Annotated in this window: 10 protein-coding genes; 2 read left to right on the top strand and 8 right to left on the bottom strand. The window is 56.7% G+C overall.

The features are described 5' to 3' along the window. Positions 1 to 69 precede the first annotated feature (69 nt). The 7 genes from KXU80_RS12845 to KXU80_RS12875 form a co-directional block, all read right to left on the bottom strand. Positions 70 to 3,642 carry a hypothetical protein gene (locus KXU80_RS12845; protein ID WP_219838590.1) on the bottom strand — a complete coding sequence of 1,191 codons (3,573 nt, stop codon included), beginning with the start codon at positions 3,640 to 3,642 and terminating at the stop codon, positions 70 to 72. Positions 3,643 to 3,876: 234 nt separating this feature from the next. Further along, positions 3,877 to 6,321 (bottom strand): phenylalanine--tRNA ligase subunit beta, encoded by a 2,445-nt coding sequence (gene pheT / locus KXU80_RS12850; protein ID WP_219838591.1) that lies wholly within the window; start codon positions 6,319 to 6,321, stop codon positions 3,877 to 3,879. A 16-nt stretch (positions 6,322 to 6,337) separates the two neighbouring features. Then, positions 6,338 to 7,369: a phenylalanine--tRNA ligase subunit alpha gene (pheS, locus tag KXU80_RS12855; RefSeq protein ID WP_219838592.1), complete on the bottom strand. Its 1,032-nt coding sequence runs from the start codon at positions 7,367 to 7,369 to the stop codon at positions 6,338 to 6,340. 373 nt (positions 7,370 to 7,742) lie between these two features. Next, entirely contained in the window at positions 7,743 to 8,471 is a 729-nt protein-coding gene (locus KXU80_RS12860) for a YcnI family copper-binding membrane protein (protein WP_219838593.1), read from the bottom strand. A 158-nt stretch (positions 8,472 to 8,629) separates the two neighbouring features. Continuing rightward, positions 8,630 to 9,337 carry a response regulator gene (locus KXU80_RS12865; RefSeq protein ID WP_219838594.1) on the bottom strand — a complete coding sequence of 236 codons (708 nt, stop codon included), beginning with the start codon at positions 9,335 to 9,337 and terminating at the stop codon, positions 8,630 to 8,632. Continuing rightward, the gene (locus KXU80_RS12870) at positions 9,337 to 10,197 is read right to left on the bottom strand and encodes a sensor histidine kinase (protein ID WP_219838595.1); all 861 of its coding nucleotides are present in this window, start codon (positions 10,195 to 10,197) and stop codon (positions 9,337 to 9,339) included. Before KXU80_RS12870 ends, KXU80_RS12865 begins: the two co-directional genes overlap by 1 nt. A gap of 28 nt (positions 10,198 to 10,225) precedes the next feature. Further along, on the bottom strand, positions 10,226 to 11,890 hold the full coding sequence (locus tag KXU80_RS12875) for a copper resistance CopC/CopD family protein (RefSeq protein ID WP_219838596.1): 1,665 nt from the start codon (positions 11,888 to 11,890) through the stop codon (positions 10,226 to 10,228). A gap of 443 nt (positions 11,891 to 12,333) precedes the next feature. Between KXU80_RS12875 and KXU80_RS12880 the strand changes: the two genes are divergently transcribed. Then, entirely contained in the window at positions 12,334 to 14,559 is a 2,226-nt protein-coding gene (locus KXU80_RS12880) for a ribonucleoside-diphosphate reductase subunit alpha (protein ID WP_219838597.1), read from the top strand. 57 nt (positions 14,560 to 14,616) lie between these two features. Next, positions 14,617 to 15,654 (top strand): ribonucleotide-diphosphate reductase subunit beta, encoded by a 1,038-nt coding sequence (locus KXU80_RS12885; RefSeq protein ID WP_219838598.1) that lies wholly within the window; start codon positions 14,617 to 14,619, stop codon positions 15,652 to 15,654. 73 nt (positions 15,655 to 15,727) lie between these two features. Here the strand turns inward: KXU80_RS12885 and KXU80_RS12890 are convergent, their stop codons facing one another. Next, positions 15,728 to 16,834, bottom strand: coding sequence for a substrate-binding domain-containing protein (locus KXU80_RS12890; RefSeq protein ID WP_219838599.1), 1,107 nt, complete (start codon positions 16,832 to 16,834; stop codon positions 15,728 to 15,730). Between the last annotated feature and the right edge of the window lie 69 nt (positions 16,835 to 16,903).

Raw genomic sequence — 16,903 nt, forward strand, 5'->3', positions numbered from 1 at the left:
CAAGTAGAAACCCGCGAATCGCCGCAGCCCTTATTTGATTTCATATAGACAAGTTCGGCCCAACTAAAACTAGTTGTTTTCGATGAGTTCGATCCATTCATTGAATTCCGTTTGCAGCTTCCTGTACTCCGTCAGCAGCTTGCCATGCTCGGTCTGAAGCTGCTCGTGCGTCATGCTCAGCTGCAGCCTATCCTGGACGGCGTCATTCAGAGCCGACTCCAATTCCGCCAGCCGCTCACCGATCTGAAGCGCCTGCTGATACGACTTCGCAGATTCCTCTTCGCTAAGCATCAACTGTTCCAACAGTCCTGCTTCGGCTTCCGCATGCGCCGCTGCCTGCTCCTTGGCCAGCGTAAGCTCCGCGTCCGCGGCTTGCTCACGCTGCTTAAGCTCCGATGCCGCTTCGTCGGCAATTCGCTCGGCTTCAGCCATCTGATGGCGCGCTTCCCGCATGAGATCCGCGGCGCGGTCTTCCGCAGCCTGCAGCCTGTCTGCCAGTGCTTCCTTCTGGCTGCTCAGCTCATTCAGCTCGCGCAGGGCAGCTTCCCGCTCGTCCGCCAGCCGGCGCTGCTGCGCCCCTTGTTCGCGAAGCTGGTCATTCAGCTCGGCGACCTGCTGCTCCAGCTGCTGAATAGCAGCCGCACGGCGATTCTCCTTCTGCTGCGCCTGCTCCACATGCTGCTGCATCTGCTCCGCCGCATATTCGCGCTCGTGCAGCTCCTGCTGCAGCCGTTCAATTGCCGCGCGCAGCGACTCTTCCTGCTCGGCGGCTTCCAGCGCGAACAGCTCGCTGTTCTCCTGTACATCGACGAGCTGTTTGCGCGCCGCGACCAGCTCAGTATGCCTGTCTCTTAGCTGCGAAGACAGCTGTTCCCGCTCCTCGCGCAGCGACGACTCGCGTGCTCCCGCTTCCACGCGGGCGGTTTCAAGCTGAAGCTTGAATGCCGCCTCGATTGCGGCTGCCGCAGCTTCGCTCTCCTGCTGGGCTTGCTCCAGCAGCGACTGGCCGACTGCAATTTCCTGCTCGAGTTGGGCACGTAGGATTTCCCGTGCCTGCTCCGCTTGAGCGGCAGCTGCTTGTGCAGCTTCCAGAGATTGTCGCAGCTGCATTAATTGCTCCTGCAGGGCTGCTTCGACTCGAGCAGCCGCTTCGCCAGCTTGCAGCAGCTTCTGCTCCGCTTCGCCGCGCACCCACTCCGCATGCTCACGTGCCGCCTGCTTAACCCGGTCAAGCTCTGCTTCCGCTTCATTGCGGTTGTGCTCCAGCTGCGCAAGCAGCTCGGCACGCGCTTCCGCCAATTGATCGGCAGCCGCCGCAGCCGTCGCCTCTTGCAGAGAACGCTCACGTCTTAGCTCGGCTTCCTGCTTATCTTGCGTTTCAATCAGCTCGAGCATGGCTGCTTCCCGCTCGGCTTCAAGCTCGGCCAGAGCTGCTTCCCGCATCAGCGCATGCTGTGTTTCAAACACTTCACGCTGCTTGCTGAACTGCGCCTCGAAAGCTTCACGTGCTTGGGCCAGTTCAGCTGCAGCGGCTTCTCTCACCCGTTCGATCTCTGCCAAAGCCGCTTCGCGGTCGCTAGACGATCTCGCTTCCGCGGCACGTATCGCTTCTTCCTGTGCCTCCTGCGCTTCCAACACAGCAAATTCATAGCGTTCACGCTCTTCGGAGAACGCTTGACGCTGCTCGGCCATCAGCGCTTCTAGCGCCGCGCGCATTTGCGCGAGCTCATCGGCTGCTGCGGCTTGCTGTGCGGCCATCTCCGCTTCCGCGGCTTCGCGCACGCGCACCAGCTCCGCTGCGGCCGCTTCGCGGGCTGCATGCGCCTCATTCGCAGCCTCCTGCAGCGCCCGCTCGCCCGCTTCCTGCGTCTCAAGCGCCGCGTACTCGCGCTGCTCGCGTTCCTGCTCGCTCTGGCTGCGCTGCGCCTCAAGCTGCGCTTCCAGCTCCGAGCGTACCTGCGCCAGCTCATCGGCTGCTGCTGCGCGCATGGCCGCCGCTTCCGCTTCCGCGGCTTCGCGCACGCGCGCCAGCTCCGCTGCGGCCGCTTCGAGGGCTGCATGCGCCTCATTCGCAGCCTCCTGCAGCGCCCGCTCGCCCGCTTCCTGCGCCTCAAGCGCCGCGTACTCGCGCTGCTCGCGTTCCTGCTCGCTCTGGCTGCGCTGCGCCTCAAGCTGCGCTTCCAGCTCCGAGCGTACCTGCGCCAGCTCATCGGCTGCTGCTGCGCGCATGGCCGCCGCTTCCGCTTCCGCGGCTTCGCGCACGCGCGCCAGCTCCGCTGCGGCCGCTTCGCGCTGAATCACCGCTTCCGCTTCAGCGGCTTCGCGCGCCTGCGCCAGCTCCACCTTCGCGGCTCCCAGCTCCGCTGCAGCCTTCGCTTCCATCGCTTGGAGCGCCTCCTGCGCGGCTTGCGCGGCAAGATCCTGCCTCTCCCATTCTTGCGCAAGCTCTAAGCGCTGCTGCGTAAGCGCTGCTTCCAGCGCTTCGCGTACGCTTGCGAGTTCCGCTGCGGCGGCTTCCCGCGCCTCCGCTGCTTGCTGCTCTGCAGCGCGGCGTGCCTGCGCCAGCGCCTCTTCTGCTTCAAGTGCAGCTAAACCATGGAGCTCGCGCTCGGTCGCCAGCTCTTCAGCCTGACGGGCCATCCGGCCTTCCAGCTCATCCCTAAGCCGCTGAAGCTCGGCATCCATAATGGCCTGCAGCCGCTCCAGCTCGGCAGCCGCTGCCTCGCGTGCGGCTGCCGCCTTCTCCTCCGCTTCGCGGCGCGTATGCTCCACCGCTTCTTGTCCCGCCATTGCTGATATCGCATGGCGCTCCTGCTCTTGCGCTAGCTCCAAACGCTGCTCAACAAGCTCCGCTTCAAGTTCTTCGCGCACGCGCGCAAGCTCGGCTGCAGCCGCTTCGCGCTCCTGTTCGGCTTTCACAGCAGCATCCTGAAGCGCCTGCTCCAGCCGCCCCTGCAGCATAGCGCTCAGCCGCTCCATCTCTTCCAGCGCTGCTTCGCGCTCCAGCTCGCGCTCAGCGCCCGATTCTGCTTGCAGCTGCTCAAGCGCTTCAACCGCTTCGGCCTGCGTGCGTTCCAGCTCCGCCTGCAAGCTTGCTAGTTCTTCGCGCGCGAGCTGCTGCGCAAGCTCCAGCTGTTCTTCAAGCGCAGCACGCAAGCTCGTCAATTCCGCGCTTGCCGCGGCTTCGGCGGCAGCCAGCTTTGTCTCCGCTTCGCGAACCGCTTCCTCGAGCCGCCCCTGCAGTCCTGCGCTCGTACGCTCCAATTCTCCGCGGGCCGCTTCGCGTTCGGCTTCAAGCGCCGCTTCCGCGCTCAGCCGCTCCGCGTCCAGTTGCCCCTGCAACGTGTCGAGGATGAGCTTCGCCTGTTCCAGTTCGGCAACCGCAGCCTTGCGGCGCTCCTCCGTTTCGTGCATCCGCTCGTTTTCGAGGCGCAAGCGGAATACGTCCTCCGCCATCTGCACAGAAGCAAGCATCGCGAGCTTCGGCATATCCAGGCGCGGATAGCCTTTAGCAAGCTTGTGCATATTTTCATCTACAAAAGCGGCGATTCGTTTAATATAGTCAGGGTTGTTATGGCCTGTCAGCTTGAATTGGTTACCGTATATATCAACCGTCACACGTGTCCGATCGGCAGCGTTCATGAGGGCATATCCTCCTATAGTTTCCGGGTGAAAACTTCGTGTCAATTATGTCTGCGCTTGCATGTTTCTCAATAGCTATAAATACATTTTACTTACACCGGATCCTCGCCAGTCGCAAACGCCTTCGCCTCGGTCACCTTCCACATTCAACCAATCCGCTCGGCAGAATAGAGCAAAGCCGCATCGATATCGTTCACAAAGAACTTATTCGATACGGCTTCAGGCAACTCCTGCCTATTTACGCAATTCTGCTGCAAAAGATTGTTCCAATTCGGCGACAACCTTGCCGTGCAGCTCCGTCACTTCTTCGTCCGTCAGCGTACGCTCCGCATGACGGTAAACGAGGGACAAAGCAACGCTTTTCTTATCCGCTCCCAGCTTCTCGCCGGTGTAAATATCGAAGATGCGAACCGACTCGAGCAGCTCGCCTGCTGTCTTCGTAACTGCGGTAAGCAGCTTGCCTGCTTCAACCTCACGGCCGAGCACGACCGCGATGTCACGCTCCATAGCGGGATAACGCGGCAGCGATTTGTAGACAATCTCGAAGTCAGCGGCATCGTAGATCGGCGCCAGCTCGATTTCCAGCACGTACGTGTCGCCCAGGTCATGCTCGATCTGAACCGCTGGATGCAGCTGGCCCAAATAACCAATCGTCACAGGCCCGCGTTCTCCTTGGAATACGACCGCCGCCGTACGGCCTGGATGCATATGCTCCGGCTGAGCTGCTTCGTAGGTGATCGCCCCGTTTACGCCAAGCACCTCGGTCAGCGTTTCGAGAATGCCTTTCAAATCATAGAAGTCGTATGCTTCGGCTTTGCGGTTCCATTCCGCACGGCCGCGGCTGCCGGTCAGCAGCACGGCGAGCCGATGCTTCTCGTGCGGCAAGCGTGTAAGGACGGCTTCATCCGTATGGAAGACGCTGCCGATTTCGAAGATCGCGGCATCATCGTTTTTGCGGTTGCGATTATAAGCGGCGGTTTCCAGCAGCTGCGGCAGCAGGCTCGTGCGAAGCGCGCTGCGGTCCTCGCTCATCGGAAGCGCCAAGCGTACAGGCAGCGTTTCCGCACCTGCCAGCGAAGTGAACAGCTTCGTGCGGTCGGGATGAGTGAACGAGTAGCTGATCACCTCGTGGAGACCGGCATCCGTCAGGCGTTTGCGAAGCTCGCGGCGGATGGCCTGCGGCTTCGTGAGCGCGCCAGGTGTTGCCGCGCCTTCGATTGCCGTTGTCGGAATATTGTCGTAGCCGAACAAGCGCGCTGCCTCTTCGATGAGGTCAACGTCACGGGTAATATCCCCGCGGCGGCTCGGTACTTCTACTGTGAATACCCCGTCATCCGACAGTTGAAACGGAAACTGCAGCCGGCCGAAGATCGTTTCTAGTTCCAGCTTGGACAGGCTCGTGCCGAGATAACGGTTAATCTTGTCGATAGATACAGATACGACCGCGTTGCCAATCGGCTCCGCGATTTCTTGAACGATGCCGTCCAGCACTTGCCCGCCGGCATACTGCGCCATAAGCGAAGCAGCGCGGTCCAGGGCCGGAATAACGCGGGCCGGATCAACGCCTTTCTCGAAGCGGACGCTGGATTCGGAGCGCAGGCCAACCTGACGGGACGTCTTACGGATCGTGCCGCCGTCGAAACGGGCGGATTCCAGCAAAATATTCACGGTCGATGCCGTTACCTCGGAGTTCGCGCCGCCCATGACGCCAGCAAGCGCAAGCGGCTCCTTGCCGTCCGTAATGACAAGCATATGCGGCTCGAGCTTACGGTCTTGACCGTCAAGCGTCTTCAGCACTTCGCCTTCGTTTGCAAGCCGCACCACGATGCGGCCGTCCTTGATTTGGTCGGCGTCGAACGCGTGAAGCGGCTGACCGTATTCCAGCAGCACATAGTTCGTGATATCCACGACATTGCTGATCGGACGAATGCCAGCAGCCATCAAGCGGTTCTGCATCCACAGTGGCGAAGGGCCGATCACGACGCCTTGGATATAACGCGCAGCGTAATGCGCGCATTGTTCTTTCGCATCGATTCTCACCGATACGCGGGCGGAAGTCTGCTCTGACGAATCGCTGACGGTCGTATCCGGCAGCTGAACCGAACGACCGGTCAACGCTCCGACTTCATAGGCAACGCCCAGCATGCTCAGACAGTCCGAACGATTCGGCGTCAGGTCAAGCTCCAGCACTTCGTCATCAATGCCCAGTACATCCAGAATGGAAGCGCCGATCTTCGTGCCTTCCGGAAGCACAAGAATGCCTTCCTGCTGCTCCTTCGGCAGCAGCTTCTCGTTCAACCCGAGCTCCTTCGCGGAGCAGATCATGCCTTGGGATTCCACGCCGCGCAGCTTCGCCTTCTTGATCGCAAAATCGCCTGGAAGCACGGCCCCTACCGTGGCGACGGGAACGAGCTGGCCTGCAGCGACATTCTTCGCGCCGCAGACAATTTGCAGCACTTCGGGACCGCCAACGTCGAGCGTGCAGACGCTCAGCTTATCGGCATCAGGATGCTTCTCGCGCGTCAGCACATGCCCAACGACTACGCCCGTTACGCCTTTGTTCCGGGACTCCACGACGTCGATTTCAATACCGCCGCTTGTCATCAGCTCAGCCAGCTGCTCACCGTTATAGCCGTTTAATTCGATATATTGGCTCAACCATTTATAAGATACGTTCATAGTAGTTGCCTCCCTCTCACATTCGGACAAACTGGCTCAGGAAGCGCAGATCGTTCGTATAAAAATGACGGATGTCGTCGATGCCGTACTTCAGCAGCGCGATCCGCTCTACACCCATGCCGAATGCGAAGCCGCTGACTTCGTTCGGATCGTAGCCGCCCATTTCAAGCACGCGCGGGTGAACCATACCGCAGCCGAGAATTTCCAGCCATCCGGTATGCTTGCACATCCTGCAGCCATGGCCGCCGCACTGCACGCAGGTCACGTCAACCTCCGCGCTTGGCTCCGTGAATGGGAAGAAGCTCGGACGCAGACGGATTTGGGCTTGCTTGCCGAACATCAGCTGCACGAACTGAAGCAGGGTGCCTTTCAGATCGCTCATCCGAATGTTGGGTCCTATGACGAGCCCTTCGATTTGATTGAACTGGAAGGAATGCGTCGCGTCGTCATCGTCGCGGCGGTATACTTTGCCCGGACAGATGACTTTGACCGGCTTTCCGTTCATCGCCTTCATCGTACGTACTTGAACTGGGGAGGTGTGCGTGCGCATCAGAATCTCGTCCGTCACATAGAACGAATCCTGCATGTCGCGCGCCGGGTGATCCTTCGGCAGGTTAAGCGCCTCGAAGTTGAAGAAATCCGTCTCCACTTCCGGCCCTTCCGCGATCGTATAGCCCATCCCGAGGAACGCGTCCTCGATTTCCTGCGCGACCTTGTTCAGCGGGTGAACGGCGCCAGCGGCAAGCTTCTTGCCCGGCAGCGTCACGTCGATCGTCTCGGCGCGGAGGCGGTTCTCGGTCTCGGCCTGCTGGTATGCGGCCTGCTTCGTTTCAATGACTTCTTCAATCGCGGCGCGAACCTCATTGCCGACCTGCCCGATAACGGGACGCTCCTCGGCGCTCAAGCTTCCCATGCCCCGAAGAATTTCCGTCAGCGCGCCCTTCTTGCCCAAATATTTGACCCGCAGATCATTCAGCTGCTGCGGACCGGCAACTCCCTGCAGCTCTTGCAGCGCCTCGGCGCGCAGTGCTTCCAAACGCTCTTTCATGTACGATCCAGTCCCTTCTATGCGCAAATAAACAAAAAACGGTCCTCTCTCCCCGTAAGGGACGAAAGAACCGTGTTACCACCCTAATTCAAATTGCCCAGCTGACAGTCAGCTGCTTCGGCAATTCCTCATCAATCCGAATATCGGCCGGACGACCGGTACTCTCTACCCGATGCTGCCTGACGGCGGCATCCCTTCAAGAGCCTGCTCGGAAGGGAACTTCGGCAGCCTGATTTCCTAAAGACGCTCTCAATCTGCGGCGTCTTCTCCCTGTCAAGAAAGCACTGCGTACTCTTCTTCCTCATTGCATTAGCGTATATGATTCTTATTATACGGAATAACAATGGCCGTCCGCAAGTTTTCTCTGCAAAAATCAGCGTTTTTTACGGGACAAAGCGACAATCAGCGCCAAGGCGCCCAGCACGGCCGCAGCCGCGGACAGCCAAATGGCCGTTGGATCGGAGCTGCTGCTGCTTGTTTCATTCGCAGCAGGGGCAGCAGCAACCTCCGCAGCGCCTGCGGCCGTATCTGCTGTTCCGGCTGCATCTTGCGTGCCGGACGATACGGAAGTGTCTTTTCCGCCGGACGAAGCGCTTGTTCCGCCGCCGTGGCTGTCGCCCTCGCCGGTACCAGCCGTGACAGTCGTCACGGAAGCCGGATAATCCGCGCCTTCGCCGCCGACCCATTCCACGACGGATTTGTCGCTGTAGGTCTGGTAGGCCTTCCACACCAGCTGCGTCGCGTCATCCGCAACTTTACCGGAAATGCGGAAGTCGGTAAATTCCGTCTGCGTTAATCCGCTGCCTTCGGACGTCCAAGTAATCGATGTGATCGCTTTGGTGTCCGCTGCGCGCTCCAGCTCGTATTTCCAGCCTGCTTTCGGCTCGACGCGGCTCACTTTGACGCCGTCCGGCACTTTTACTTTCACGGCCGTCGTCGTTACGTTCTCTTTCTCGCTCGGCACGCGAACAGCGAAGACCTCGTAGCCGCCCTGCGTCGTTTGCTTCGGCTGTACCGTGACATGCGCGCTTGCCATGCTGGCGAATAGGAACAATGATAGTAAAGCAACCCCGAGTACAGACATTTTTTTCAACCGATTCATACGTCTAACATCCCCCTGAAGGCGAAACAGATGCTTGCATCCGCGCCTTGAATTTAATCCCTTATGGGAGGAGTATAGCCCAGTTCATGGCAAGCGGCATGACTCGAAGGGGCTATTCGTTTGTTACGAATACGTGACCGGCCGGAGCCTGCATGCCCCTATTCCTTCACAAGTCCCTTCTCCAGCGCATAGCGTGTCAGCTGGACGCGATTCTCCAAATGCAGCTTCTGCAGGATGTTCTTGAGATGATTCTTGACGGTATGCTCCGATAAGCCGAAGGTTTCGGCAATCTGCCGGTTAGAGCTGCCTGATGCGACCTGCTCCAGCACTTCGCGCTCACGCTGCGTCAGCGCGGTATGAAATTGCTCCGCCGTTCCCTGCGCATCTAGACGCCCCGCGGCTAGCGTCTGCTTCAATTTGGGCTGGCCGCCTGCGCCATTGAATTCCTGCAGCATCCGAAACGCCAGTTCCTTCGACAGCGGAGCCTCATCCAGCGTGACCGCCCGCAAATATTCCAGCCAAGAAGAAGGCGATAGGTTCTTCAGCAGGTAGCCCTGGGCGCCGCGCTTGATCGATTCGAACAAATCCGTAATATCGTCGGACACCGTGACCATGATGATTTTGATGCGGGGGTCGAAGGCTTTAATAATCTGCGTTGCCTCAAGGCCCGACATCCCCGGCATGTTGATGTCCATCAGTACGAGATCGGGCGCAAGTTCCGCCGCCAGCATGACCGCCTGCTCGCCTCCCGCCGCCTCGCCGACGATTTCAAACGCGGCGTCGGCGCCGACGATTTCGCGCATGCCTTCCCGCCCGTGGGGATGATCATCCGCCAACAGAACCTTGATGCGTGCATGATCGTTCATTATGTCTTTGCCTCCTTCACGACCTCTACGATCATCCCGGAAGCCAGCTGCCCTTCCGGATTTACGTTGCGCCTCACTTGAAACTCCCAGCCCATCGCATCCGCGCGGCCTTTCATCATCCGAACGCCATAACGGCCCTTCTCTGCCAGCTGCTGCGGCTCCGCACCGATGCCGTCATCGCTGATCGTGCATCGGAATGCCGTCCCCCCGCTGTCTTCCTGCACGGCGCGGACAATCAGCAGTGATGCCTGAGCGTGCTTCTGGACGTTCAGCATCGCTTCCCGGACAATGGCGAGCAGCTCGATCTTCTCCTTACCGCTCAGCTTATTGTCCGCCAGCTGCCAATCCAGTCTGACATCCAAGCCTCCGAGCCTTAACGCCTCCGCCATATCGCGCACGGCCTGCATCCACTGCACGTCCGTCTTCGACGGCTCGCTGCGCAGACTTGCGATCGATTGGCGGACATCATCGTAAACATGCTTCACCGTTTGGCGCAGCTGCTGAGCTGTAGCTGCCGCCTGCTCGGTGGTCTCTGCATTCTCCAGCTTATCCAGCTTCACCGACAATAAGAACAACGACTGCGATATGCCGTCGTGCAGCTCCCTGGCCAGCTGCTCGCGCTCCATGAACGCCGCTTTGGCCGACTTCGCCTGCTGCAGCGAATCCTGCGTTTCCTCCAGCATTCGGAACAGCTTGACCAGGAACGTCGCCGTCACTGTCATGACGATGACAGGCGCCAGCGCGTTCCCGAGGCTCATAGACAAATAAGGAAGCAGCAGCGTATGCCTTAAATACTCCCACAGCGCAATCGTCAAGGTCGGCGTCCATAAAATGAGCCATTTGATGCGCTTATCCTTCATGTCACCGACCTACCTCCTCGCAGCCGCTTTAATAATTTCGGAACGCAAGCTTCTCCACCGTCTCGTTATCATCCTTATCCAGCACCCGTACCTGGGCCTGCCAGCGGCCGGCAAAAGGCACAAACGGACCTTCTGCCCGGTAGGTGCTCTTCACGAAACCGTCGAAATCCGTCAGCTCGTCGTCTTGATACGGCTTGATCGGCACCTCAATCGGTCCCAGCTCCTTGCGGTCCAGCGCGTACAGCCGCAGCTTCACCGATTTCGCCGCACCGACGGCATCGGGCAGCCAGACTTTGACCGTAAACTCGTTGACTCCGGCTTTGTTCGGCGTCACACGTATGGATAGATGCATCTTATCACCCATTTTGTGATACGCGACAGGGTCGTTGGCAGGCAGAGGACTTATATAAGTAAAGAGTGCCGCCGCAATAAGAATAAGCGCCATCAGCGCCGCATCGGCGCGAAGCAGCGTACTGGTCGGCAAGTCGCCCCTGCGCACACGCAGATGCAGCATGCCGCCAACGCCGAGCACCAAGACCACGAGTCCTGTCTTTATTAGAAGAAGCGTGCCCCAAGCGGTATAGAACAAGTACTTCAGGGAAGGCAGGAAGAGCAGCGTCATGCCGACGCCCGATAAGACCAGCAGCGTCAGAGACAGCAGTGCCGCCCTTGAGAACAGCACTGCGAAGCGCCCGGCTTCCTTGCGTTCATGCTTCCATAGCAGGAGCAGCAGCACGAGTCCGCCGACCCATACCGCCGCCGCCGCGAGATGGACGAAATCGAACAGGATGGAAGCCGGCTTCGGGGTGAACACCGCCGCGTGACCGCTCCAGCTCTCTACCGCCAGAATCGCGGCTGCCCAGATCGTTTTAATAACGGGATGCAGCCGCAGGACGGCGAACCCGATAATCGACAGCGCAAGCAGCGCAATCCACTGCTTGCCGACTGTTGTTTCCAGAAACAGCTTGCCGTAATCGCTGCCTGGATACCCTTTCAGAATTTCGCGCGCATGGACGAAAATATAGAGCATCACCGCGATCAGCAGCGTCTGCAGCGCCAGCGGCTCCCACTTCTTCTGAAGGCCCGGCAGCACGCTCCCGCGGCCTTTCGCCAGAAGCGGCCAAAGCATCAAGCCGGCAGCCCACAGCAGCGACGCGTAATACAGCGAACGGACAGCATATACAATAAACTGATTCGTCGTTAACTGCGTCGATGATGTGCTGTGCCCTTCATGACCAAGCTCCTTGTGCGGATCGAATGCCGAGGCATCCACGCCCTGCGGCGGATTGCCTACTACGAAGACATACGAGCCGCTGACAGGATGGCCGTCTGCCGAGATGATGGCATAGGATACGGTATAGACACCTTCGCCTAGTTTCGGCAGCGCAAGGCTCATCGTTTTCTGGTCGGCGCTTGTCTTGGCTTCGCCGACCGTAACGCGCCGAGATTTGTCGTCAAGCACCTCCAGCGAGCCTGCCTTAGAATCAATTGCTTCATTAAAGCTCAGTTCGACCGATGCCGGACTTTGCTCGTATTTGGTATTCGGCTCGGGCACGGTGCGCTCAAGCTCGGCATGCGCGAATACAGACGACGGCCCGCCGAAGAGCATCAGGCAAATCCAAAAGCCTATTACCGACGTCTGCAGGAGCAGCCTCGCAAATCCTCGACTGCTGGAACCGCGATTCATCAACATCTTGTGTAGCCACGTCCTCTCCTTCGTTTCTAACCGGAATGAAATCCACTTAATTAAGCTTAAGTGTACTAAAGCTGACGGCTCAGCACCAATCCAAATTCCAAACATTGTTTGAACGCGGATGTTCCTGACGGCCCTTGTTCATGGTGCCTATTATTGTCAGGACACGAACCGATGCGATAGTGCTATAATAATGGTCCGCTAACTCACTTTTTTTATTTCGCTTCAGTGAATGAAGCTGCATGCCGATATCGTTTACAAAGGCGCAGCTATACGTTTTCATCGTCTTTTCATAGGGTAAAATGCCGGTTGCGCACCAGCTGGATGTCGAATAGTATAACTTGACAGCCACTATATATTGGTGTAATTTTATGAAGTACTTACAACATATTGTGTATATCGGGTTGTTTGACGACAACCTTCGACAAGGAGTGGCTCTACTCGTGGATATCATTAAGAGGAATGGTCAGAAAGAAGAACTCATCTTTTCCAAGCTTAAGAAAGTCATTGATTTCTCTTGTGTCGGATACAGCGACTGCGATCCGCTGGAGCTTGAAACGGCCCTGCTTCCTTACTTCCGCAACAATATTACAACGAAGGAAATTCAGCGTACATTGACGCAAGTTGCGGTTGAAAAAACAAGCATCGAACAGCCTAACTGGCAGTACGTTGCAGCCAAACTTCTCGTGTACGATCTTTATAAAGAATCTGCCATTAACCGCAAATACGGTTACTTCGGCTACGGCGATTTCTACTCCCTCATCACGTACCTGACCGATAAGGGCTTATACGGGAGCTACATATTGGAACACTACACCCGTGATGAAATCCGCGAGCTGGGCAACTACATCGCCCCTGAGCGTGATTACTTGTTTAACTACATCGGTCTCAAAACATTAGCTGACCGTTATCTTATTAAAAGCTTTAACGGCGACGTTCTAGAGCTGCCTCAAGAATTGTTCATGGGCGTAGCGATGCACCTGGCCATGAAAGAACAAGACAAGCTGGGCTGGGCACGCAAATTCTACGACGCTCTGAGCCGTCTGCAAATGACCGTTGCCACGCCTACGCTGGCTAACGCGCGTAAACCGTTCCACCAGCTGTCGAGCTGCTTCATCGATACGGTTCCAGATAACCTCTGGGGCATTTACAACGTAGACTCCAGCTTCGCCCAAGTATCCAAATTCGGCGGCGGCATGGGAATCTACATCGGCAAAGTCCGCAGCCGCGGCTCCAATATCCGCGGATACAAAGGCGTCGCCGGCGGCGTAGTGCCTTGGATCAAAAACTACAATAATACGGCTGTTGCGGTTGATCAGCTCGGCGTTCGTTCCGGCGCTGTTGCCGTTTACCTCGACGTATGGCATAAAGATATTTTCGACTTCCTGAACCTCAGAACGAACAACGGCGACGATCGGATGAAAGCCCACGATATTTTCCCGGGCGTATGTATTCCCGATCTGTTCATGCGCAAAGTGCAGGCCCGCGAATCCTGGTACCTGTTCGATCCGCATGAAGTCCGCACCTTTATGGGCTGGGCACTCGAAGACGCTTGGGGCGAGGAATGGGAACGCCGCTACGAAGAGTGCGTGAACAACCCTGCGCTTTCACGTGACGAAGTACCTGCCATCGACATTATGAAACGCATCCTGGCCAGCTCGTTCGAAACGGGCACACCGTTCGTCTTCTACCGCGACACGGTTAACCGCGCGAACCCGAACAAACATAAAGGCATCATCTACTGCTCCAACCTGTGCACCGAGATCTGCCAAAACATGAGCCCGACGGAATACATCACGACAACGCATGAAGACGGCGTAATTACAACGCAGGTGAAAAGCGGCGACTATGTCGTGTGCAACCTCTCTTCCCTGAACCTTGGACGCACCAGATCGCGCGAGGACATCGAGGAAGTCGTCAGCTGCCAAATGCGCATGATGGACAACGTTATCGACTTGAACCATTATCCGATTCCGCAAGCGGAAATTACGAACCAGAAGTATCGCGCAGTCGGCCTCGGCACCAGCGGTTATCACCAATGGCTCGCGCTGAACGGCATCGCATGGGAATCCGAAGAGCACTTGGATCGTGCCGACGAGCTGTATGAATGGATTAACTATTGCGCCGTTAAAGCTTCGATGGAAATCGCCAAAGAAAAAGGCGCTTACCGCGTATTCGAAGGCAGCGAGTGGCATACAGGCGAATTCTTCGAGCAGCGCGGTTATGATGCGCCTCACTGGCAGAAACTGAAGAAAGACGTAGCCGAGCATGGCGTCCGCAACGCATGGATGTTCGCGATTGCGCCTACGGCTTCGACTTCGCTCATCGCTGGTTCCACGGCCGGCATCGACCCGATCTTCAGCAAGTTCTTCGTTGAAGAGAAGAAAAACGCGGTCATTCCGCAAACGGCTCCAAACCTGAACGAAGAGACGTTCTGGCTCTACAAAGAAGCGCATCATATCGATCAGCACTGGAGCATCCGCGCAGCGGGCCGCCGCCAGCGCCATATCGACCAAGCGCAATCGTTCAACCTGTACATCACGCCGGACTATTCGGCGAAGCAATTCATGGAGCTGTACATGGCAGCTTGGGAGAACGGCCTCAAAACCGTTTACTATTGCCGCAATAAAAGTTTGGAAGTAGAGGATTGCGTAAGCTGCAGCTCGTAACAGATTAAAACACTGCAGCACTTTAGGTAGCAGGAAGAGAAGGAGGCAGGCCATTTAATGGAACTGCAGAAGAAAAAACTATTCAACGAGGATGGCGACCGCGACTGGGGTAAACGCCTTATGATTGGCGGCAACACGACCAACCTCATCGAGCTCAACAACGTCAAATACGACTGGGCTACCAAAATGTACCGAACGATGATGAACAACTTCTGGATTCCAGAAGAGATTCCTCTCGCGCAGGATGCCAAAGACTATAGAAACCTGTCGCTCTCTGAGCGTAACAGCTACGATAAAATCATCAGCTTCCTGATCTTCCTGGATTCGCTGCAAACCGCGAATCTCCCGAATATCAACGAGTACATTACTGCACCCGAAGTTAATCTCTGTCTGACTGTACAAACATTCCAGGAAGCCGTCCATAGCCAATCCTATTCTTACATTTTGGACAGCGTTTGTGCGCCAGAGGTGCGTGACCAAATTTATAACTTATGGCGCGAAGATAAGAATTTGCTGAAGCGCAACAGGTTCATTACCGACCTGTACGAGAACTTCATCGCGAATCCTTCTTCGCAAAACCTGATCAAAACGATCATGGCGAACTACATCTTGGAAGGCATCTACTTCTACAGCGGCTTCAGCTTCTTCTATGCGCTTGGCCGTCAAGGAAAAATGCTCGGCACCGTGTCCGAGATCAAATACATTCAGCGTGATGAGCTGACCCACCTTGCCCTATTCCAAGGGATCTTCCGCGAGGTGCGCAAGGAAAACGCCGATATTTTCACGCCGGTTCTCGTCGAGGAGCTTCGCCAAATGATGCGCACGGCCGTCGAGCACGAAATCGAGTGGGGCAAATACATTACGAACAACCAAATTCCAGGCTTGACGGACGAAATCATCGACAATTACATCAAGTTCCTGTCCAATGAGCGTCTGCGCAAATTAAACCTGGAAATTCTTTACCCGGAAATCACGGAGCATCCAATGAAATGGGTAGAAAGCTTCAGCAACATGAACGGCATGAAAACCGACTTCTTCGAGCAAAAAGTAACCAACTACAGTAAATCGTCCAACCTTAACTGGGGCGATCTATAAGACGCTTTAATGCGACAAAGAGCGGCCTAGGGGCAAGAAGCCCCTAGGCCGCTCTTATTTATGCTTGCTGCGCCTACATAGCCGCCTTCGCCAAGCTCATCCGTTCAACGATTTTAGTTTGAATTTTGATTGTCGAGGGCGCGCTCATACCTTTGCCGTTCATTCGGTCGAGCAGGTTTGCGACTGCTGCCTGAACGAGCTCTTTCACCGGCTGAGCCACCGACGCAAGCGGTACGGGCAGCAGCGTAGCAAGCTGCGTATCAGAGAATCCGGCAAGCGACAATTGTTCGGGTACTGACTTATGTATGCGGATGGCAGCATAGAGAACCACGGCCGCCAAATAATCATCTCCGCACATGACTGCCGTCATTTTCACATTGGAAGTCAGGAACTCTTCAACCTCCGGATTGCCCTTGGCGTAATCCGTCAGGTTATTAGCGCGCTCGATCACATGAATATATTGGCTTTGAACCGGAATGTCGTGGTCAATAAGCGCCTTCATATACCCTTTATACCGCTCCTCAATGCTGCTTACGCCGAGCAGCGGATTGGTTACGAAGCCGATCTCGCGATGGCCGGCGTCGATCATCCGCTTCACCATTTCGTACGTGCCTTGAAAATGATCATGAAGGACAAAATCCATCGGTACGTCTTGAAACAGCCGATCAATAAGCACGATGGGATATCCCTGTTTCCGCAGCTTTAACGCTGCAGGACTGCATTGATGACGGCCGCGCGGAAACAGAAGAATCCCGGTGACTCCATCTGCAGCCAGTTGGATCAAGCTGGCCTCCTCGTCAGGCACATCCTTACTGAGCTTAATAATCAATTCAAACTGATGCTCCCGAGCCGCCGATTCCAAAGCAGAAACGATTCGAGACGTATAATAATCCAAATTCGATACGACGAAAGCAATGCTCCTGCGGGAATGTCCACCCTGCTGCCTCCTCGCTCCCTTTCGCGCTTCGCCATCCGAAAGAAAGGTCCCTCTTCGCTTCAAACGATACACCAGCCCTCTATCCGCAAGCAGGTCCAGCGCAAGCTTAGCCGTCATTCGGCTGATCCCGAAATGTTTCGCCAGTTCCCCTTCCGACGGAACAGGCCCATGTGGCTTTATTTGTTGTTCTTGAATGATTTGTGTGACTTGTTCCGCGATTTCCACGTACATTGGACGTTTCATTTCTTTCTTCATACCCCCATCGTACGCGCTGATCCCCTCTTTCACAAGCCGCCACCGTATTAAGAGTTT

It is taken from the genome of Paenibacillus sp. R14(2021) (assembly GCF_019431355.1).
GTDB lineage: Bacteria > Bacillota > Bacilli > Paenibacillales > Paenibacillaceae > Paenibacillus_Z.

What these genes read in the sequence shown, in the direction of transcription:
- pheT (WP_219838591.1), bottom strand. Translation starts at nt 6,321, where the DNA reads ATGAACGTATCTTATAAATGGTTGAGCCAATATATCGAATTAAACGGC.
- KXU80_RS12845 (WP_219838590.1), bottom strand. Translation starts at nt 3,642, where the DNA reads ATGAACGCTGCCGATCGGACACGTGTGACGGTTGATATATACGGTAAC.
- pheS (WP_219838592.1), bottom strand. Translation starts at nt 7,369, where the DNA reads ATGAAAGAGCGTTTGGAAGCACTGCGCGCCGAGGCGCTGCAAGAGCTG.
- KXU80_RS12865 (WP_219838594.1), bottom strand. Translation starts at nt 9,337, where the DNA reads ATGAACGATCATGCACGCATCAAGGTTCTGTTGGCGGATGATCATCCC.
- KXU80_RS12875 (WP_219838596.1), bottom strand. Translation starts at nt 11,890, where the DNA reads ATGTTGATGAATCGCGGTTCCAGCAGTCGAGGATTTGCGAGGCTGCTC.
- KXU80_RS12885 (WP_219838598.1), top strand. Translation starts at nt 14,617, where the DNA reads ATGGAACTGCAGAAGAAAAAACTATTCAACGAGGATGGCGACCGCGAC.
- KXU80_RS12890 (WP_219838599.1), bottom strand. Translation starts at nt 16,834, where the DNA reads ATGAAACGTCCAATGTACGTGGAAATCGCGGAACAAGTCACACAAATC.
- KXU80_RS12870 (WP_219838595.1), bottom strand. Translation starts at nt 10,197, where the DNA reads ATGAAGGATAAGCGCATCAAATGGCTCATTTTATGGACGCCGACCTTG.
- KXU80_RS12860 (WP_219838593.1), bottom strand. Translation starts at nt 8,471, where the DNA reads ATGAATCGGTTGAAAAAAATGTCTGTACTCGGGGTTGCTTTACTATCA.